This window comes from Leptospira weilii (genome assembly GCF_006874765.1).
Classification (GTDB): domain Bacteria; phylum Spirochaetota; class Leptospiria; order Leptospirales; family Leptospiraceae; genus Leptospira; species Leptospira weilii.
Window position 1 is genome coordinate 3,803,072 of record NZ_CP040840.1, and the last position, 19,934, is coordinate 3,823,005.

Sequence of the window (19,934 nt, forward strand, 5' to 3'; positions counted from 1 at the left end):
AAAACTTTATATTATGCAAATACACGTTAAACAAAAATTCACAGCTCTTACATTTAATTCCGCCTTTTTCGGTTTTTACGCACATGCGGGTTTTGCAAAGGGACTTTCGGAAATCGGATTTTATCCTTCCAAAATTACTGGTTGTAGTTCGGGAGCCTTGATCGGCTCTCTCGTTGCGGCCGGAGTTCCCATCGATACCGTGACCGATCTAATTTTAAACTTAAGGAAAAAAGATTTCTGGGAAGGGAATTTGGTCACAAATTTTGTAAAGCCGATCCGCAAAGGATTGAAAAATTATTCCGGAATTCTTTCCGGTAAAAAGATCAAAGAATTATTAAAGCCTTATTTGGGTCATAAAAAGATAGAAGACCTTCCTATCCCGATGGGAATATCGGTTTCAAACATAACAAAACAAATCAGAGAACTCAAAACAAAAGGAGATTTGATCGACCGAATTCTCGCTTCGATGACCTTTCCTTTCCTCTTTGAAATTCAAAAGTTGGGGGAGGAAGAATTTATAGACGGAGGAGTCGCCGATCAGGAACCAATCAAGGAATTGATTTTAGATAAGTCCGTCCGTAAGATTGTGGTTCACAGCGTTCGCACAAAAAAAGACCGCTCCGAGAGAGCGATGATCCGCGCTTTTCATTCCTCGGTTCAGATCATCGAAAATGAAACAAGAGAACTAAAAGAATTACTCGCAAAACATTATAAAAAAGAAATATTAAGAGTCGAAACGGTAACTCCTTATATAGACGCAAATCAGCTTAGACATGGAAAGGATGCGATGGAAGAAGGAAAAAAAAGCGCGCATCACTGGAAGAAAAAGATTCTCGCTCCCGCTTAATTCTATTGGAACCGATCGTCGCAGAAGTCACGGAGAATTACGTAAAACTCCATAGGGCGCTTTCAAAATTAATGGAAGCGCCAATCTTCAATTATAAAAGTTTTGACTTCTATTCGAATCCGGATTCGCATTGGTTCACAAGAGCCATCCTCAAAGGGAACTTATCCCTTTCTGACTTGAGTTCGGAAATCGAGGATTTGAGGAACAAGGGATTCCATCCTGATATTTTAGATTTTTTGAATACCAGAACTCACGAAATCCCGATTTATAAACTCGGGTATAATTTCTGTAACGAACAGGTCGGAATGTTTTTAAAAGGAGATCCCATTTCGCTTAACAAAAAATCGAATACGGAATTCGATATTCGAAAAATCGAAACAGAAAAAGATCTAAAAATTTGGTTGAGGATTTTAAACGATTCTTTCAAATCCGACGACCGGGAAAATCTGTATCTTAAATTATTGGATCAAAACTCATTTCGACTATACGGAGGCTTTACAAACGGGCAAATGACCGCGACCGGAATGACTTTTTATGACGGAGAATCCTTCGGTTTATATTCGATTACTACCGATCTCAACCATAGGAGTTTCGGTTACGCATCTGCTCTCATAGAACATATATTAGGCGAAATTCGAAAAGAATTTCCGGGGTTTATCATTTTACACGCGACCGAGATGGGAAAGGGAATCTACGAAAAGTTTGGTTTTGAAAAGTCAACTCTTCTTAGGCATTGGAGTGCAATTTAGAACCCGTCTTAAAACACCAAAATGTAGAAACTACTAAAATTTCAAAGGAAAGTTTTTACACTTCCAATTCCTGTATACCGAATTTACCTCAGACTACGTACACATAAAGTTCTCGTTTAAGAATAGAAAGGAAATTAGTTATTATAATCTAAATTCTGAAAGTTAAATTTGATCCTAGAAATAGTTTACGAATCTTTTTACTACTCGGACACATGAATAGAATACTATGATAAATCTATTTCGAAAATTAAAATATTGGAATCTTCCTCTAAAAGACCGCTAATCCCCGATCTAACCTAATTTTTGAGAACTGCCGTTGTTTTGCAAAATTGATTGAGTACCGTTTTCATGCGTCCGAGTAGTAATTGTCTAACAGGTTCAAGTGAAAAGGATAACCGCAAGAATTCAGAAATCTTCCGATCACTTCATTCTAACGCCGCAAAAAAATACCGCCTCAATCGAACCCGGAAACTCATAGTTTTCAAAAGGAGACCAACCGGACTTACTTTTGATTTCCTCTTTTAGAAATTTCTTCGGCTTTTTTAAATTCAAAACGGTAAAATTGGCCGAATAACCCGATTCTATCTCGCCGAAGCCTTTGCCGAATTTTTCGGGAAGATATTCGTTCACAAAGTCTCCCGGATTCTTTGCGCAAATCCTTGCAATCGTTTTTAATTCCACTTCCGCTTTCAAGATCAACCATGTTACAAAAAGCGAATATGTATCCAGCTGAGAAATTCCGCTCGTGCCTTTGTGTTTTTCCTCGATACTGTGAGGAGCATGATCCGTCGCGAGATAATCGATCCAGCCTTGTTTGACACCTTCAAGCATCCTTTCCCGATCGTCCCTTTCCCGCAAAGGGGGATTCATTTGAAACCAATGACGATTTTCAAAAGTCAACATAGACCTATCGAAAAACAAATGAGTGGGCGTCACTTCGCAGGTAATTTTGAGTCCTTTTTGTTTTGCGAGTTTGATTTTGCTCAAACCTTCTCCGGTAGAATAATGACAGAGTTTTCCTCTGAGATTGTATTTTTCGATCAGATATAAAGCAAAATCGGTCGCCGTCGTTTCCGCTTCGGCGGGTCTTCTGTCCTCGTGAAATTTTTCGTTCTGATATTTTTCAAGAATTTCGGGATCTTCGCAGTGAAAGCTTATATTCTCCCCTGCATAGACACGGATCGTATCTTCCAAAGTTTGATTATCATGGAAAAAAAGCTCCCCTATGCTCGGACCCATAAAAACTTTATAAGGAACGGACTGTTTTAGAGGTTGCGTATTCGGTCCGATTCCCGCATATAACGTTATGTGTATATTAGATCGATCGGCTAACTTGCGTTTTTTTGAATATGTAAGTTCGTCTACGGGAGGGATCGGATTGTTCGGCATATCCGCAACGTGAATAACTCCGCCATTGACTGCCGCCGCACTCGCGGAAATAAAATCCTCCTTATAGGTTTGTTTACCGCTTTCGTCTTCCCTTGCGTGAATATGGATGTCTCCAAAACCTGGAAAGATCACTGTCTCGGAGGGATCAAATCGGATTTCATTCTCTTTTGACCGCGTATTCCAAAACGCTTTCGCTTCTGCGTGTTCCCGAATCCCGAGAATGAGCCCCGTTTTAAGGTCCCATTCCACGGTTCCCAAAAAATCTTTCTCATGAGTGACAATTCTGCCGGATATTTTATTAATCATACAGGATCTTCTTTGCGTAAAACCCGAAAGAACGTCCGTAAAAAAGCGAAATTCCATCTTATTTCTTAAAACAAAACGGAATTGCTCCAATTTCACTTAACGCAGATCACGTTATACTTCATTGCTCCCGAACTGCTCATTTCCGAACCGTCTTTGAAATTAACCGAAAAGTAATAACCAGTTTCTCCGTCTTGACTGGAAGACCAAAAAATTCCAGCGCTTCGTAACTTTTGCTCCACTCTTTTACTGAAAGTTTTAAGCTGATCCTTTCCGGGAAGGCGTTTCCCTTTTTCCTCACAGATCTCCCTTGCTTCGGCCCAAGTTGCAGATCGATGAAACGTATCATCCCAACCGCGTTTTCCATAAACGGGAGTTTTGGTATGATAATTTTCGCAAATGAAATAACTGAAAATTCCTAACAGCAGAATACTGGCGGTAAGAATCACTCGTACCACCAACTTTCCACTTTCTCGAGGCGCTCTTATTTTAGGAGCGGAATTTTTCTCCATAGCAAGTTCCCGGCTTTTGCGATGGAATTCTTGATTTCTTTGAAAATTCTTTCCTTGTTGTTGGTGGTGAGAATATTTTCTATTTCCTTCTCTTTGTTCGTTCCCACCTCGGTTGGAATCCGTATTTTCCCGATTTCCTCCTGGACCTTTTTGATTCGAACTATGCTTCTTTCTGGGAGGCCTTCTTTTGTTTGCCATTTGGACCTGTGTTTTTGAATTTAAGAATTTCTTCTTGATTCGTACCAGAGAAACGACGGGTTGTAAATTAAAATTTCAATCCTTCCAAGAACGCCGCTTTTTCCATCGAAAATTGAGTGAATCTTCCCTGCAAACTACGAAGATGGTAAACCATGGAACGCATTCGTATTGGATTGATCGGAGCCGGAACCGTAGGATCAGGCGTTATCGAAATTCTTAAAAAAGAAAGTATCTCATATCGCGAAAAGTTTGGAATAGAACCGATTCTTTTCTCCGTTTGTACTCGAACCCCCGAAAAAATCAAAAAGGAGCTACAAAATTTTCCAAATTGTAAACTGGAATCCGATTATCAAAAGATTATTACCGATCCTGAAATCGATATGATTTTAGAACTTGTCGGCGGAACGGATGTCGCCTATTCGATCATAAAAGAAGCTTTAAAGAACGGAAAAACTGTGATTACTGCAAACAAAGCTTTACTTTCTCAAAAAGGGGACGAATTGTTTTCTCTCGCTCAAGAGCAGGGCTTAGAAATCGGAATCGAAGCGTCCGTAGCGGGAGCCATTCCGGTGATTCGCTCGATCAAATCCGCGCTCTGTTCCGATTCGTTTCTTTCTTTATATGGTATTCTGAACGGAACGACAAATTTTATTCTTTCCAAGATGGAATTGGAGCATCTGGATTATTCGGAAGCTCTTCGAATCGCTCAAGACCTAGGTTTCGCTGAGAAAGATCCTACGTTCGACGTGGAAGGAATCGATACCGCTCACAAGATCAGTATTTTGGGAAGTTTAGCATTCTCCGAAAAAATTCCTTTACAGAGCATACAAATCGAAGGTATAACAAAGATTAGCAAACTAGATATCCAATTTGCGAGTGAACTCGGTTATAGAATTAAACTTCTTGGGCTGGTGCGAAAGTTGTCTCATCAAATCGAAGCCAGAGTTCAACCTGTGATGATTCCGGTCAAACATCCGTTTGCGAATATTATGAACGAGATGAATGCGGTTTATTATCAAACCGTATACGCAGGACCGGGAATGTTTGTGGGGAAAGGAGCCGGATCTTTGCCAACCGCCTCTTCGGTCGTTTCCGATGTGCTTTATTACGGAGCGAGAAGAAACAAGGGGCTTTCTCGGGAAAAAAATCTTTTTCCACAAGCAACGATCTCGGAGGCTAACGGCTCCCTAGTGCGTTATTATCTCAGGTTTACTACCGTGGATTTACCAGGAGTTCTTTCTGAAATTTCCAAGGTACTGGGAGACCATGGAATTTCGATTTCTTCGGTGAGACAAAATGAAGCTGAAAAAGAACCCGTTGAAGTTGTTGTGATTACACATCCTGCAACGGAAGAGAAAATAAAAAAATCATTGAAGATCATAGACGGGCTGTCTTTAATCCGGCATACTTCGGTCGCGATTCGATTAGAAGACAAACTCTGAGAATTCCTTGAATAGACGGGAGGATTTCAACTTATCTTCGTATTCCGAGGAAAATAAGAAAGGTTTAGATTCTTTTTGATTGGAGTAAGAAAATCCCTTTTCACTTTTCAAACCAAAATGCGAATCTGTAAGATTTTCCGAATAATCCTTGTAGTAGAATTTGAAAAAAATGTTCTCATAGAAGCATACACTTGGAATATGAAGATGCAATTCGGAAAAAAAAGAAAAATTTATCCGGAAAAAATTAAAAGGAATTTTCATGGCGAAAGTAGAATTCGATTCATTGTATATTGAGACGATAAGGACAAGCCTCCCCGATAAGGAAGTCCAACTCGTTGTATTCAACGGAAAGGTAACCAACTCCAATTCTTTCGAGATTTCCCGCAAAATTCATTTTATCTTCGAAGAGGAGGTTTACAACATCATCTTGGATCTTTCCAATCTCGAATACATCAACAGCGTTGGAGTTGCTACAATTCTGACCTTGATCAAAACTGTGGATCAACATTCCGGCAAAATCGTCATCGGCGGCCTCAATCATTTTTTGGAAAACGTAATCCGTTTGATGGAACTTCCGAAAAAAGTACAGATTTATCATTCCATTGAGGAAGCCAAAAAAGCTTTTTCTTCCTAAGAAACTACCTTTCCCCACGCAAAACTTTCTAAACTCAATAATTACAACCGAAACCACAAGTTTGTTTAGAACTTGTGCCAAAACTTTAATTGTAGGAACTCCTAAAATGTATGAGTTTCCACACTTCAAGTAGTAGTGAGCGAATAACTTGCCTAGGAAACGTTGGTTCACATTGCGACCATATCGGGCATAACCAACCCCACAAGTATTTGGATCCGAAGATAAATTGTCGGAATTCCGACAAATCCTCTGTGAAACTTACCCACAACGCGACCCTTAGGAAGCGTTGTGTTGAGTTTCTTCGAGCGACCTAAACACCGACCCATAGGAAGGCATTCATTGAGTTCATAGAATGAGATGTTGAGTTACTCCGCCGGCCTTGACTCCGTCGAATCAAGAGTATCACACTTCGAACTGTCTTACGTCCAAGAATCATACTAATCTATGGATCACGTTTCAGGCGAAAAGGCTCGGGAGATTTTTCTCTATCAGAAAATAATACTTCTTGCAAGTAAAAAGTATCATTCTTGTCGGAACACTTGAAAAATATCAGTTTTTGATCCTTATGATCCCAAAAGTCTTCTTAATTTGTGGGGTTGGTTATGATATCGGGAGCAACGTGCTTGAGTTTTTCTTTTTGAGTAGAAACCTATCTCAAGAATATTTTATCTTTGCTTAAATGCTGATTCCAAAATATTTTTGAGATAGACTTCTAGTTCTTCCTATTTTTAGCAAATTTATTTTCAAACGAACTAGACACATTGAAGAGAATGCGATTTGACATCGTTGTAAAGAAAACAACGTAGTCAGCGTCAGATATGTATCGTTCAATCATGGAAACGCAAAATTGTACTGGAGACAGGAAATGAAAATATTCATGGCAAAACGAGTGTTCCAGAGAGATAGCCTCACAACTTTTCTGCAATAGAATAGTTCGATCGGGATAAATTGTAGATTCTTTCTTCCAAAAGATCCAGAAAAGTTTTCAATCCCCAACCTTGGTAGGCAGAAACTAGAACCGTATCCGAATGAACGTCGATACCCAATTCTTCCTTCAAATCTGCGATCGCTTCCAGCCCAGGGCCATGATTTACGGAAGGGTGGGAAAAAACTTTATAACCGTTAGAATCGTTTTCAGTCTTCCAAGTTTTGAACTTTCCGAGATTGTCGATTTTGTTAAACACTTGGATCATCGGTATATGAGAAAGTTCTAATTCTTCCAAAATCTTTTCAACGGCTTCCATCTGAAGTTTATAATCCGGATTAGAAACATCCACAACATGTACCAAAAGATCGGAATCTCCCAATTCCTCCAAAGTTGCCTTAAACGCATTGGAAAGTTCAGGCGGAAGATCGTGGATAAACCCGACCGTATCGGAGATAATAATTTCTCTTTCCTCTGGAAAACGAATTCTTCTCGTGGTCGGATCAAGCGTAGCAAAAAGCTTGTTTTCGGAAAGAACCTCGCTGTTTGTTAAAGCGTTTAAGAACGTTGACTTTCCCGCATTCGTATAACCGACGATACCGACAGCGGGTAACTCGTTTCTCTTTCTTTGTCTTCGATTGATTTCTCTTCGTTTTCTGAGAGATTTGAGTTCAACTTCGAGTCTCGTGATTCGTTCCTCGACTCTTCGTTTTCCGATTTCAAGTTTTGTTTCCCCGGGGCCCCTTCCTCCGATTCCACCAGTTAACCTAGACATGTTATCGTCCAATTCCGTGAGTCGTCCTTTGAGATATTTAAGTTGAGCTAATTCCACCTGAAGTTTACCGTCTCTGCTCTTTGCATTCCTTGCAAAGATATCGAGAATGAGTTGCGTTCTATCGATTACCTTGATGTCCGCGATATCCGAGATCTTCTTCGCTTGAGAAGGCGTAAGTTCAAGATCGAATACGAGAAGTTCCACATGCTTCTGAATCGCTTTTAAAATAATCTCTTCGAGTTTTCCCTTTCCCAAAACTGTGGAGGGATCGAGACGATTTTTTCTCTGTATGAAGGTATCCACAACATGAACTTCCGCAGTTCTACAAAGTTCCTTCAATTCTTCCATAGACAAAGAAGGATGTCTGCCCACGTTTCTTTCAGGATAAACTCCCACTAAAAAAGCACGGTTTTCCTTTTGAGCGTCTTTTAAATTTCTTTTTGAACGAGAAAGCCTAGATTCTATTTCTAAGATTTCCTCCAGAAGAATTCCTTCAGTTAATTGTCCGGGATATTTTTTAGGAAGAACACTCCAAAGCTCGTTTTCCGATCCCGGATTCAGATGCGCGGAATAGTACCCGTTTGGATTTCCGGAAGAATCCATGACAATAGCGGTCATATAATCTAAACGCAACAAAGCTAAGTCGGTCAAATCCTCCTGGTTCAAAGATTCTCCCTTTAAATGCGTATGAACTAGTCTAAGACCTCGAAGCCTCGCTTCGGAGGTACGAAGTCTATCCAAAAAAGGAATCTCAATCGAATTGTCGGAACCTACCAGCACGTGGGTTACGTAGCCGGATCGATCGATTAAGATGCCGATTTGTTTGCCGATTTCTAAGGATAATTCGCAGAGTGCGCGCGCAAAATCTTGACTAATGATCACGTCTTCCCGGATTCTTTTCTCGGAAATTTTTTTCAGTCTTTGGATTTGATTGGATTTGAGGCCGTTGAGATTACCGCTGAGCTTACTAATACAGAAATTCTCCTTTGCTGAAACTTAACAGGTTTTCCAGTTTCCGTCAAGCATTCCTTTCGGTTTTCGGAAATCATGCTTGTCTACGGAAAAAGATAGGAAAAACCTGAGAAATCAGTCAAATTTATGAGTAGCATCTTTACAGAAAACTTTACATATCAAAGGTATCCAATGTCTTTATATTCAAAACTTAAAAACTTATACCTTTGTATTATTCTTTGTTTTTCTCCAAGTTTAGTCGATTTGAAAGCGGAATCGAATGCTCCTCCTTATCGCGACACTGATCTCCCAAGGCAGATCGACGCTTCAGATAGCTCCGCTGAAAATTCCGATCCGCAAGAAGAATCATCCACAAACGAAAACGGTTTAAACGTAGACGACCCAAGAAACCTTACCGAAGAATCGGACGGAGTTTCCTCCTATGAAAAAATTAAAAGAAAGGATCTTACACCGCAAGAACGACAAGAAATCGAATACGACCTACTGATTAAAAAAGGTATCCTTGCCGTTTTTCGAGCAGAGACCGAAAAGCGTTATAAAGTCCTGAATCGGATTGCGCTTACCCATCCGATTCCAAGAGTTAGAGCCGCGGCGGTTTTAGCAATCGGCAGAATAGGCAAAGGAGAAGTAAAAACTTTACATCGTGTTATCGAAAGAGACGGAGAAGCAGTCAGACAAGCGGCCTACAAAGCATTAGCCGATATCGGATCACCCTCTTCCCTGAATTATTTTTTCAGTGGAATCAAATCCAACGATCCGGAAATTCAATTTTCTTCTTGGAGAGGAATGGGTAAAACCAAGGACCCTTCCGCAAGAGACGCACTGCTACGCCAGGGCATCCGTTCTTCCAGACGCGAAATTGTGAAATCCTCCATCTTAGGGCTCGCCGCATTTCAGATAAACGAGGATCTCAAACTTTTCAAAACGTATCTGAATTCCGACGATCTCGAACTTCAAAAAACCGCAATCGAAGCCCTGGGAATCCATAAAACCCGCGCTTCATTAAGAATCTTAGAACAAACCTTGGAAACAAAACCCGAATTCGCAAAAGACATCATAGAAGCGATCGGCAATAATACGAGTCTTTACGGAACATATTCTTTTATTAGAATATTAGAAAACTCGACTTCCCAAGAATTAACTCAAAGAATTTTGGCGCAATTGTTTCTTAGAAAGGCTTTTTATCAATTCGGGACCGTGAAGGTGGAAAACGGCTTCTCCCAAGAAAATCCGTATCCCACATCCCGCAAACTGCGCGATCTTTCCGCCGGAGAAGTCGGAAAAATTCTAAAAAAGAGCGATCGCAGATTCATCCAAAAAGTCGGAGATAAATTCGCAGAAGATTATTATTATCTTCTCCTTTTAGAATCCAAAAATCCGGAAAGTTATTACGAAACGTTTCAATCCTGGGTATTCGGAGCATATCTGAAAATCAGAACGATTACAGCTCCGACTAAAGAACTTAAAGGGAAAAAAGTTAGAAAATCCCTGAAAAAAAAGCCAAACTACAAATTCACTCCCGCTTCCGAAATGGAAGAAACCGATCCGGCTCCTTCAGGCCAGAGCGAGGAATCTTCTACGGAAGAAAGCCTTCCTTTAGAGAACTGATTCAAAAGACACGTTTGATTTTAAATAAGTGGAAAGAAAAATCACCCTTCCTTCTTTCAAAGGGATCTTCGGAACCATCCAGCCGATACCTGCGAAGTAAGGCAGTATGAAAGAAGAGAAAAACATTACTCCCGGAAAATCAAAACCGGTTGTTGCGATGATTTTATTTCCTCGATAACCGTCTTTATGAATCTTTCGGATCATCCAAAGCCCCGAAGTCTGAGTTTCCATAGTGATGTCAGTTACGATCGTATGAAAAAAATTTCTATCCTTGGAATAAATTTCCCAGCCTTGGGCCGCATTCACGGCTCTTATGACCTCAAATCCTTTTTTCTCGAACCAAACTTTTAGGCTGTCCGCATAACGATCATTGTCATCCACGATTAAGACATTCTTGTTCATGGTAATACTCCATTGTTTGCCGCAAATTGATTGTCGGATAACTTTCGATAGATTCCGTTTTGCTCATATAAGGAATTGTGATCTCCTTCTTCCACGATTTTTCCGTTGTCCATCACGACGATCCTCGAAATGTCTTTGATGGTAGAAAGTCTATGGGCAATTACAAATGTAGTACGGTTCGCATACAATCTCCGAAGCGCATCACTGACCAATCTTTCCGATTCGACGTCGAGGGCAGAAGTGGCCTCGTCTAAAATCATAATCTCAGGATCTCGAAGGAGAGCTCTTGCGATCACAAGTCTCTGCCTTTGTCCGCCTGAAAGATTCAATCCGCGAACTCCCAAAATACTATCATACCCGTTATCCATCTTTTTGATGAAGTCGTGCGCGTGCGCAAGTCTAGCCGCACGAATCACGTCCTTACGAGTTGCGCCCGGTTTTCCGTAAGCGATGTTATCCGCTACGGAGCCGTGAAAGAGAAAAATATCCTGAGTTACGATCCCGATTTTTTTACGAAGATCTCCGAGACTGACGTCTCGAATATCGATTCCGTCAAACTCGATCGATCCCGAGGAAGGATCAAAAAACCTTGGTATCAAATCCATCAAAGTGGACTTTCCACAACCGCTAGCGCCGATGAGAGCAATCGTTTCTCCCTTTTTCACTTTAAGATTGATATCTTTTAAAACCGCTGCGCCGGTTCCAGGATAAGCGAAGAATAAATTCTTAAACTCTATGTTATATGCAAGAGGAGTTGCGACAACCTTACTTTCTTTGCTGTGATCTTCGGTTTCAAGATCGATGATCTCGAAAATTCTTTTTCCGGAAGCGATGGATTGAGTGATCTTCCCCACCATTTGAGAAAGCTGAGTCAAAGGTCTAAGTAAAAACAGAAGAGTCAATAAAAAGGCCATGAACTCGCCTTGAGTGAATCTTCCGCTGTATATAAGGCTCGCACCAGCCGCAAAAAAACCTAAAACCACGATCGAAGAAGTCAACTCAACGAGAGAAGGGGAAATTTGAAGATAAAACTGACCTTTAAAATTCCTGCGATAAACGTTTTGATTGATCTTTCCGAATTTTTCCTGCTCGTATTTTTCAGAGTTAAAAACTCGAATCACCTTGATTCCGGAAATCATCTCTTGAATGTTCGCGTTCAGATCCGCCATCTTTTCCTGAAATCTAGCGGTGGATTTGGTGATCTTTCTAGTAAACAAAGTCACAGGAAGAATAATAACCGGAACGGTAAGACAAGCGATTAATAACAACTCTGTATTCAAATATAATAAAACCATTAAGTGTGTGACCACGTAAAAAAAGTTAATTGTTGCATCCCTAAAATTACTCGAAATCACAGCCGCAACGATTTCAACATCGTTGATAATTCTACTCATCATCAAACCGGTTTTTTCCTTAAAGAAATATGTCAAAGGAAGAAGCTGGTTTTTTTCAAAAAGTTCCTGCCGAATGTCGCGTACCGCCTTATAACCCGCGGTCGCGATGCAGAATACGGACAACAGGTACGTTATCAACTTAAGAAGATACAAAGGCATCACTATGATACAAATTGACCAAACGACCTCTTTCGGTTCGAGCCCCTTAGTTCTATTATTAACCCATTCTTTTGCATCGATCAAAAGAAGCTTGGTCCTTTCGAGTCCGTCCAAAGATTCCTTTCCGAACACTTTTTGTTTGAGAAGAATTCTCTGCTCCGGTAAAGTCATTTGCAGTTGAAAGCGAGTTTGTTTGTCGTTTCCCAGAGAATCGAATAAAGGGATGAGCGCGGTGAGAGAAACCGCGTTTAAAACGGCCGTCAATAACGCAAAAACGATCCCCAATGTGAATCGATATTTATAATGTACGGAATAGGACAAAAGCCTGAAAAAAAATTTCATAACCCCTGAACGATTGAGGAAAAATTTCTGATCAAATCCAGCCCAGCGCTAGTCATAATGGATTCCGGATGGAACTGAACGCCGTAAAGATGTTTTTTGGTTCTGTGACGAACTCCCATGATCACCCCATCCGGAGTTTTGGAAGTTATTTCGAGTTCCGGCGGCATACTTTCTGGTTGAATCACAAGAGAATGATAACGAGTTGCAACGAAAGGAGAAGGAATCCCTTTGTAGATGTCTTTCCCGTCGTGTTCGATCAGAGAAATTTTTCCATGCATGATGGAAGGGGCAGACACAATTTTACCGCCGTGAACAAGACCGATCGCCTGATGCCCGAGACAAACTCCAAAGATAGGCAGTTTACCGCCGAGTTCACGAATCACATCCAGACAGACTTTAGAATCCTCGGGGCGACCCGGACCCGGAGAAAGAATGATAGCTTTCGGAGCAAGTTCATTAATATCGCCTAACGTAATTTTGTCGTTTCGATAAACTTCAACTTCGTTTCCGATCTGACAGAAATACTGATAAAGATTATACGTGAAAGAGTCGTAATTATCAATCAGGAGAAACATTATTTCCATTCCCCTTTGAGTCCGTTTCTCGCAAACTCTACCGCCTTTAAGAGAGCCGCCATTTTGTTTTTTGTTTCTTCCAGTTCCAACTCGGCAACCGAATCATACACAACTCCGCCACCCGCCTGTAAGAATGCAGTATCTCCGTAAAACACGATCGTCCGTATGATAATTGCAAGATCGCTTTCTCCGGAAAATGAAATATAACCCAAAGCTCCGGAATAAATCGCTCTTCGAGTCGCCTCTAGTTCATCTATGATTTCCATCGCGCGGATTTTCGGAGCGCCCGAAACAGTTCCTGCGGGAAGAGCCGCACGAATCAAATCATAGACAGTCTTATTTTCGTCGAGTTCCCCTGAACATTGACTTACAATGTGCATAACGTGAGAATATTTCTCGATCACTTTAAAATCGTTCACACGGACGCTTCCCGGTTTACAAACCCTTCCCAAATCGTTACGTCCGAGATCGACGAGCATAACATGCTCCGATATTTCCTTCGGATCGGAAAGAAGATTCTCTTCCAAAAATTTATCTTCGCTTAAGTTTTTACCGCGAGGACGGGTTCCCGCGATCGGACGAAGAAACGTCTGATTGTTCGCGTATTTCACCATAATCTCCGGAGAACTACCTACAATCGTAATTTCGCCTAGTCGGAGATAATACATATAGGGACTCGGATTTACGGTTCTTAGACCGCGATAAATTTGAAACGGGGAAACATCAGGCTTGAATTTCAACTTTCTGGAAGGCACGACTTGAAATATATCCCCCGCCTGGATATATTTCTTGGCTTTTTCCACATTTTCCTTATATTCTTCGTCTGGAATATTCGGATTTAATTGTAGAGCCCCGTTTACAACCTTCGGGTTTTTGATCTCTTCTGGAACAATCCCGTTTCGGATTTCATTTTCGATAGAATTGATTTTATCGATCGTGGAATCGTAACATTCTTTCAAGGAAGAATGTTCTCCGATTCTTGCATTAACCACAATTCTTAAAATATGATCGATATGATCGACCACAAGAAGTTCGTCGTAAATCGCAAAATAACAATCGGGGGCGTTTTCATCTTCCGGTTTTGTATCCGGAATATTTTCATAATAGCGAATCGCCGCAAAAGACACAAATCCTACTGCCCCGCCGGCAAACGAAGGAAGACGATAGTCTTGAACGTAAACTTCGTCTCCGAGAAGATTCTCCAAAAGAACCAAAGGATCGTAGGTAATGATTTCCGTCGAAGGTTCGTTTTTGACGGTGATATAAAAAAGGCCATTCTTTCCCTCAAGGATACGGGAAGGAGTTTTGCCGAGAAAAGAATTTCTTCCCAGCTTTTCACGGCCTTCCACAGATTCCAGAAGAAAGGAATTCTGTGAAGATTCACATCCCCACTTTGCAAATAGAGAAACCGGAGTTTCCATATCCAGAAAAACCTGTTTAAAAACAGGAATCAAATTCCCGCGCTCTGCAAGCGTGGAAAACTCCTCGAATGTGAGAGAAAACTCTTTCAGGAGTTCGGTCCCTCGATTCCCTTTCCATCCGCAAGAAAACGAGAAACGATCATTCTTTGAATTTGAGAAGTACCTTCGTAGATTTGAAAAATTTTCGCATCTCTCATTAATTTTTCGACCGGATATTCTGTGTTAAATCCGTATCCGCCGAGAACTTGGACGGCGTCCGTGCAAACTTTCATGCACATGTCCGCACAGAACATTTTTGCGATCGATGCTTGGTATGTATTTCTGAATCCGTTATCGATTATCCAAGCCGCCTGATAACAAAGAAGCCTTCCGGCTTCGATGTCGCGGGCCATCTCCGCGATCATAAAAGAGATTCCTTGGTTATCCATGATAGGGCGACCGAAAGTATTACGAGTATTTGCATAGTTGACGGAATGTTCCATCGCAGCACGTGCAACACCGACAGCTCCGATTGCAACTCCGGGACGAGTGCGGTCAAAAGCCCCCATTGCAATTTTAAAACCCTCTCCCTCTCTCCCGATCATCTGCCACGAGGGAACTTTCAGGTCTTCGAATGTGATTGCGCGTGTGTCGGAACATTTCTGCCCCATGTTGATTTCTTTCTTTCCTACAATGATTCCAGGAGATTTTGCATCTACGATAAATCCGGTAATTCCCTTATGACCTGCGGAAGGATCGGTTTTTGCAAGAACGAAAAGCCAATCTGCGTATCCGGCATTCGTAATCCACATTTTGGAACCGTTGATGATATATTCGTCTCCGACTTTTTTTGCGGAGGTACGAATTGCCGCGACGTCCGATCCCGCACCCGGTTCGGTCACCGCATAAGCAGCGAGTTTAAATTCCTCCGTCATCGGTTGAATAAATTCTTTTTTGATTTTATCACTTGCTCCGAGAATAACAGGAGCTAACGCAAGATTGTTTGCAAGAATCGCAGTCGCCACACCGGAACACCCCCAAAAAAGTTCTTCTCCGATGACCACCCCGTCAAGTTCCGACATACCGGCCCCGTTAAATTGAGGTTCGATATGAAGATTCATCAGCCCGATTTCCCAGGCCTTTTTTAAGATTGCAAGGGGATATTCTCCCGTACGATCGTGATGTTCTGCCTTTGGACGAACTTCTTCTTTAGCAAATTTTCTGGCAAGATCACGCAATTCTTTCTGTTCACTAGAAAGGGCAAATTCCATTTTTATAGTACACCTTGATCGAAATTGAACTCATCCGATGGTTCCTGGCATTCTCCGCTTGGAATCGTCGATGTCGGGATTTTTATTTTCCGGACGGCTCTTCGAAATCGGTATCGAAACCTAGAATAAAGCTCTGTATGCAAGATTCGAAGGGAATCCTTTACCGTCAAGAAGGTACGAAAGCTAAAACCTATGCAGACACCTTGAAAGAGGGATCGTAAGCGGATTCTAATACATTTTTCGTTTGCGAAAACTGTCTCCTTTTTCCAACAGATTTCTTGTTGGAACTCTAACACCTTCCGAGGTCGAAATTCAATCGTTTTTAGGAACGCTCGAAAAAAGAAGATCGGTTTCGATCAAAGTTTTTTCGTTTTAAGAGATGTAGGAACTACTACGTTCAAACGCCGGATCAACCCGGTGAAACCGTAGAAACTACAATCGCAAGGCTAAACCGCGAGCAGACGTTCTTTCCGATTCGTCCAATAAAACGGCAGATAAAGAAGAAAGAAAAAGCCGACTCCGATGATCTGCATCTGAATCAGATAGTAAGGCCATTCGCTTAGAAAATCCAACGCGGAACCGGCGGAAGGTTTTGCCATCATATAGCCGTAGTTTCCGTCCAAAGCGTAATCGACTACGAAAGCGGTCACAAAGAAAATCTGAGAATATAAAAACGCTCGTAAAATCGCCCAAGGACGCGGTTCCAATTTTAAACCGAATACGAGATACAAGGAAGCGATCACAAGACCCGAATGCGCGATAAAGAATATAAAGAAATAGATATGCGGAAACGTTACCTGAAGATCGGGACTAATCACGCCGTTGATCGAACCGCTCATCACCCAAAAATAAGAAAGCTCCGCGAACGTTCTGTTGTGAGTGAACAACGCAATCGCAGTTACGACCATCGCCCAGTTGCAAAATTCCATCGGAAGATCATAGCGAATCTCCCAATGTCCCGAATCGATTCTATAAATAATGTAAACGAGGTAATTTAAAATAAGAATCCAAGCCGTAACAAAGCCGATTCTTTTGGAAATGTTTCCTACCTTATCCTTTCTTCCGATCCAAAGGAGAACGAAGGTCGTAAACCCGGTTAAAAACAAAAGCAGATAGTGAAGACCGGATCCTATTTGAAATCGTTGTTCCATATTTACAAAAGCCTAAAACCCCACACTAAAAAAAGCCCGGGATCACCGGGCTTTCCAAATGAAACGGAAAGAAAGAATTCTTCCCATACGTTACGCACTCTTAGGCTTCCGGATTTTCCAAAACGAGAGCGATCCCCTGACCTCCGCCGATACAAAGAGAAGCGACGCCGTATTTCGCCTTTCTTCTTTTAAGTTCGTAAGCGAGAGTGATCGTAACTCTTGCGCCGGAAGCTCCCAGCGGATGTCCGATCGCAACGGCGCCGCCATTCACGTTCGTGATCGCCGGATCCAGTCCGAGTTCTTTTTGAACCGCGAGGTATTGAGCAGCAAACGCTTCGTTGACTTCGACGAGACTCATATCGGAAAGTTTCAAACCCGCTTTTTTCAAAGCGGCGGGAATCGCAAGCGCAGGACCGATTCCCATCTTAGCAGGATCGCAACCCGCGTGACCGTAACCGCGAATGATCGCGAGAGGTTTTTTACCGACCTTGTTTGCGTAAGAAGCGGAAGTAACGATCGTCGCCGCGGCTCCGTCGTTCAAACCGGAAGCGTTTCCAGCGGTAACGGTTCCTCCGTCGCGGAAAACCGCCTTTAACGATCCGAGTTTTTCTGCGCCCGCAGCGCCTTTGATAAATTCATCTTTTTCTAATGTAACGGGTTTTTTACCGCCGATGGTTACGGGAAGAATCTCGTCTTTCAGACGACCTTCGTTCGTAGCCTTTTCCGCGCGGGTCTGAGAAATCGCGGCCCACTCGTCTTGTTCTTGTCTGGAAATCTTGTATTGGTCAGCAAGATTTTCCGCGGTCTGACCCATGATCAAACCTACGTATTGGTCGGTAAGACCTTGTTCCAATGTATCTTCGAATTCAGCGGAGCCATAACGAACTCCCCAGCGTGCATTTCGAACTACGTAAGGAGCGTTGCTCATAGATTCCACACCACCCGCAAGAACCGCATCCGCATCCCCAAGGTAAATCTTCTTAGCCGCCTGAACGATCGCTTCCATACCGGAACCGCAAAGACGATTCAGAGTCAATGCCGGAACTCCCAAAGGAAGACCGGACTTTAAGCCGATATGGCGAGCGAGATAAATCGCCTCTTTTCCGGTCGGAATCACGTTTCCAAAAATTGATTCCCCGATTCCGTCCGGAGAAACTCCCGTCTTTTCCAAAATCGCCTTAGAAACCAAAACTCCCAAATCAACCGCACTGAGGTCCTTTAAAGTTCCTCCGAAATTTCCGAACGGGGTTCTAATTCCGTCCAGGATGACTGCCTCTTCCATAATTACTCCTAATAACTTTAATATTCTAATTCCTGAATGTTTCTTCGCTTTGCAATGTATTTCCACTCATTATCCGACACATTGTACCTGTAGATATTCCATTGGAAAATTTTCGAGGCGGATAGACGGAAGAATTTCCGTCTTAACCGTAAAGTAAACACTTTTCGCCAAAACCGTTTATACGAAAAAATCCCTCTCGTTTACAAAACGGAAATCTTAGTTTGATCTCTTCCTTGGTCCAAATAAAACCCAATTTTCTTTAGAAATCGCACAGTTGCGCTTTCCTTTTTCTGGCGTTGATCTTTGACTCGAAATAAAATTGTGTGGAAATCGTTTATAGAAATCATTTTTATATTCTTTTTAGTCCGAAGCGGAAATAAAAAATCCTCTGATCTTGATTTTCCAAAAGAAGGCGAACCCTTTCTTCGTGTGAAAGAAACAGTTCCTACAAATTCCTTAAAAAGGATTTCCCAAAAAGATTTAAATGCGGGAATTCCCACAATTTTTTTCACAACTCTACAAAACTAGAAAAAACCTTAAAAATAACGATCCGCCATTACTCATTTTCGTCCAACTCCTCAAAAAAAGCCTATTTTGGAAAGTAGGAATTCTTTTCGGTTTTTTCTTTAATCGCCAAATCATTCTCATTTGATTCTGAATAATAAACATCGTTTATTGAGGAAAAACAAACGGCTTGATATGCGTCTCATTGTAATTTCATTGATTGGTTTAAATCTATTTTTGTTTGAATTTTTTTACATAAGAGTTTTTGAAAAATTCAATAGTGGAGATTAACAAATATGCTCCGACCGTCCGTTTCAATGAAACAGAAATAGATGGAGAAGTAATTTTTCAACAACTCTATAGATCGACGCAGAAAATTTTACGATCAATCATCGTTACTGATCCTATAAAATAGAATACCGTTAATTTGAGCACAAATCCCATGTTTAGACGCAAAATTTTAGACACTCTATTATATAGGGATGATTAGGGAAAAGCTTTCGATTCCTGAAATGTTTTTGGTAAAATCTTTCTTATTTAGATCCATACTGATTGTCATGGATAGAATCATCGTTCTTATGAGGATGGAAGTAATGTGGAAGAAGAATTTCATTTTCTCATTTTTCTAAAAATCCAATTACTCGGACGCATGAATAGAATACTATGATAACGTGAGTTCGGCGGTTGAAAGTTTGGGCGAATAAGAAACTAAAGTGTTACTACTTCCTGAACTCAGGCGCAGAGCTTTCGTAAACTCAAATCTCGCGACCGTGCGTTAACTCAGCGAATGCCTCTCTCTATGGATTGGCATTCAGGTCGAAACATAGAATCGCTTTCACATTTTGCTATACCGAACTCACATTATGATAAACTTATTTCGAAAATTAGAATGTTGGAATCTTTCTCTAAAAAGTCGGGATTTCCCGATTTGACTTAATTTTTGAGAACCGTTGTACTTTTACAAAACCGACCGCTTATTTTCGAGTATCATTTTCATGCCTTCGAGTAGTAAGATAATACTTAAAAAACCAAAAATCCACGAGTCGACTTTATCGAAAAATTCCCGCAAAGCCGAATTTGTGAAGAAACAGCAAACTTGG

At 41.4% G+C, this 19,934-nt stretch carries 15 protein-coding genes and 1 pseudogene; 5 read left to right on the top strand and 11 right to left on the bottom strand.

What is annotated here, in order from left to right:
* Positions 1-13: 13 nt before the first annotated feature.
* A complete protein-coding gene (locus FHG67_RS18560) occupies positions 14-847 on the top strand; it encodes a patatin-like phospholipase family protein (protein ID WP_002633471.1) in 834 nt (277 codons plus the stop codon).
* Positions 848-852: 5 nt separating this feature from the next.
* Entirely contained in the window at positions 853-1,596 is a 744-nt protein-coding gene (locus FHG67_RS18565; RefSeq protein WP_004497101.1) for a GNAT family N-acetyltransferase, read from the top strand.
* Between the two features lie 420 nt (positions 1,597-2,016).
* On the opposite strand, the gene FHG67_RS18570 is transcribed toward FHG67_RS18565, so the two are convergent.
* Together FHG67_RS18570 and FHG67_RS18575 are read right to left on the bottom strand one after the other, a co-directional pair.
* Positions 2,017-3,291, bottom strand: coding sequence for an amidohydrolase family protein (locus tag FHG67_RS18570; protein ID WP_142499931.1), 1,275 nt, complete (start codon positions 3,289-3,291; stop codon positions 2,017-2,019).
* Positions 3,292-3,383: 92 nt separating this feature from the next.
* Positions 3,384-3,998 carry an LIC_10572 family protein gene (locus tag FHG67_RS18575; RefSeq protein ID WP_004504027.1) on the bottom strand — a complete coding sequence of 205 codons (615 nt, stop codon included), beginning with the start codon at positions 3,996-3,998 and terminating at the stop codon, positions 3,384-3,386.
* 152 nt (positions 3,999-4,150) lie between these two features.
* Between FHG67_RS18575 and FHG67_RS18585 the strand changes: the two genes are divergently transcribed.
* Entirely contained in the window at positions 4,151-5,440 is a 1,290-nt protein-coding gene (locus tag FHG67_RS18585) for a homoserine dehydrogenase (RefSeq protein ID WP_004501189.1), read from the top strand.
* 259 nt (positions 5,441-5,699) lie between these two features.
* Positions 5,700-6,074 (top strand): STAS domain-containing protein, encoded by a 375-nt coding sequence (locus FHG67_RS18595; RefSeq protein WP_002616248.1) that lies wholly within the window; start codon positions 5,700-5,702, stop codon positions 6,072-6,074.
* Between the two features lie 167 nt (positions 6,075-6,241).
* On the opposite strand, the gene FHG67_RS21890 is transcribed toward FHG67_RS18595, so the two are convergent.
* Positions 6,242-6,400: a hypothetical protein gene (locus tag FHG67_RS21890; RefSeq protein WP_004497131.1), complete on the bottom strand. Its 159-nt coding sequence runs from the start codon at positions 6,398-6,400 to the stop codon at positions 6,242-6,244.
* 582 nt (positions 6,401-6,982) lie between these two features.
* Positions 6,983-8,823: pseudogene (gene hflX / locus FHG67_RS18600) on the bottom strand (GTPase HflX).
* Between the two features lie 94 nt (positions 8,824-8,917).
* On the opposite strand from hflX, the gene FHG67_RS18610 reads away from it, so the two are divergent.
* Complete coding sequence (locus FHG67_RS18610; RefSeq protein ID WP_004498933.1) at positions 8,918-10,354, top strand: HEAT repeat domain-containing protein; 1,437 nt, start codon at positions 8,918-8,920, stop codon at positions 10,352-10,354.
* On the opposite strand, the gene FHG67_RS18615 is transcribed toward FHG67_RS18610, so the two are convergent.
* The 7 genes from FHG67_RS18615 to FHG67_RS18645 all read right to left on the bottom strand — a co-directional run bounded on the left by FHG67_RS18615 (position 10,343) and on the right by FHG67_RS18645 (position 18,330).
* The gene (locus tag FHG67_RS18615) at positions 10,343-10,756 is read right to left on the bottom strand and encodes a response regulator (RefSeq protein ID WP_004497105.1); all 414 of its coding nucleotides are present in this window, start codon (positions 10,754-10,756) and stop codon (positions 10,343-10,345) included. The two genes, FHG67_RS18610 and FHG67_RS18615, sit on opposite strands and share 12 nt — an antisense overlap.
* The gene (locus FHG67_RS18620; protein WP_004497075.1) at positions 10,753-12,651 is read right to left on the bottom strand and encodes an ABC transporter ATP-binding protein; all 1,899 of its coding nucleotides are present in this window, start codon (positions 12,649-12,651) and stop codon (positions 10,753-10,755) included. The genes FHG67_RS18615 and FHG67_RS18620 overlap by 4 nt, the downstream gene beginning before the upstream one ends.
* Positions 12,648-13,226: an anthranilate synthase component II gene (locus FHG67_RS18625; protein WP_002616257.1), complete on the bottom strand. Its 579-nt coding sequence runs from the start codon at positions 13,224-13,226 to the stop codon at positions 12,648-12,650. The genes FHG67_RS18620 and FHG67_RS18625 overlap by 4 nt, the downstream gene beginning before the upstream one ends.
* Positions 13,226-14,647, bottom strand: coding sequence for an anthranilate synthase component I family protein (locus FHG67_RS18630; RefSeq protein WP_004497119.1), 1,422 nt, complete (start codon positions 14,645-14,647; stop codon positions 13,226-13,228). Before FHG67_RS18630 ends, FHG67_RS18625 begins: the two co-directional genes overlap by 1 nt.
* Positions 14,648-14,733: 86 nt before the next feature.
* Positions 14,734-15,897, bottom strand: coding sequence for an acyl-CoA dehydrogenase family protein (locus FHG67_RS18635; RefSeq protein WP_002616238.1), 1,164 nt, complete (start codon positions 15,895-15,897; stop codon positions 14,734-14,736).
* Positions 15,898-16,343: 446 nt separating this feature from the next.
* Entirely contained in the window at positions 16,344-17,048 is a 705-nt protein-coding gene (locus FHG67_RS18640) for a YwaF family protein (protein ID WP_004498952.1), read from the bottom strand.
* A 100-nt stretch (positions 17,049-17,148) separates the two neighbouring features.
* Positions 17,149-18,330 (bottom strand): acetyl-CoA C-acetyltransferase, encoded by a 1,182-nt coding sequence (locus tag FHG67_RS18645; protein ID WP_004497035.1) that lies wholly within the window; start codon positions 18,328-18,330, stop codon positions 17,149-17,151.
* Positions 18,331-19,934: the final 1,604 nt, after the last annotated feature.

What these genes read in the sequence shown, in the direction of transcription:
- FHG67_RS18560 (WP_002633471.1), top strand. Translation starts at nt 14, where the DNA reads ATGCAAATACACGTTAAACAAAAATTCACAGCTCTTACATTTAATTCC.
- FHG67_RS18570 (WP_142499931.1), bottom strand. Translation starts at nt 3,291, where the DNA reads ATGATTAATAAAATATCCGGCAGAATTGTCACTCATGAGAAAGATTTT.
- FHG67_RS18575 (WP_004504027.1), bottom strand. Translation starts at nt 3,998, where the DNA reads ATGGCAAACAAAAGAAGGCCTCCCAGAAAGAAGCATAGTTCGAATCAA.
- FHG67_RS18585 (WP_004501189.1), top strand. Translation starts at nt 4,151, where the DNA reads ATGGAACGCATTCGTATTGGATTGATCGGAGCCGGAACCGTAGGATCA.
- FHG67_RS18595 (WP_002616248.1), top strand. Translation starts at nt 5,700, where the DNA reads ATGGCGAAAGTAGAATTCGATTCATTGTATATTGAGACGATAAGGACA.
- FHG67_RS21890 (WP_004497131.1), bottom strand. Translation starts at nt 6,400, where the DNA reads ATGGGTCGGTGTTTAGGTCGCTCGAAGAAACTCAACACAACGCTTCCT.
- FHG67_RS18610 (WP_004498933.1), top strand. Translation starts at nt 8,918, where the DNA reads ATGTCTTTATATTCAAAACTTAAAAACTTATACCTTTGTATTATTCTT.
- FHG67_RS18615 (WP_004497105.1), bottom strand. Translation starts at nt 10,756, where the DNA reads ATGAACAAGAATGTCTTAATCGTGGATGACAATGATCGTTATGCGGAC.
- FHG67_RS18620 (WP_004497075.1), bottom strand. Translation starts at nt 12,651, where the DNA reads ATGAAATTTTTTTTCAGGCTTTTGTCCTATTCCGTACATTATAAATAT.
- FHG67_RS18625 (WP_002616257.1), bottom strand. Translation starts at nt 13,226, where the DNA reads ATGTTTCTCCTGATTGATAATTACGACTCTTTCACGTATAATCTTTAT.
- FHG67_RS18630 (WP_004497119.1), bottom strand. Translation starts at nt 14,647, where the DNA reads ATGGAAACTCCGGTTTCTCTATTTGCAAAGTGGGGATGTGAATCTTCA.
- FHG67_RS18635 (WP_002616238.1), bottom strand. Translation starts at nt 15,897, where the DNA reads ATGGAATTTGCCCTTTCTAGTGAACAGAAAGAATTGCGTGATCTTGCC.
- FHG67_RS18640 (WP_004498952.1), bottom strand. Translation starts at nt 17,048, where the DNA reads ATGGAACAACGATTTCAAATAGGATCCGGTCTTCACTATCTGCTTTTG.
- FHG67_RS18645 (WP_004497035.1), bottom strand. Translation starts at nt 18,330, where the DNA reads ATGGAAGAGGCAGTCATCCTGGACGGAATTAGAACCCCGTTCGGAAAT.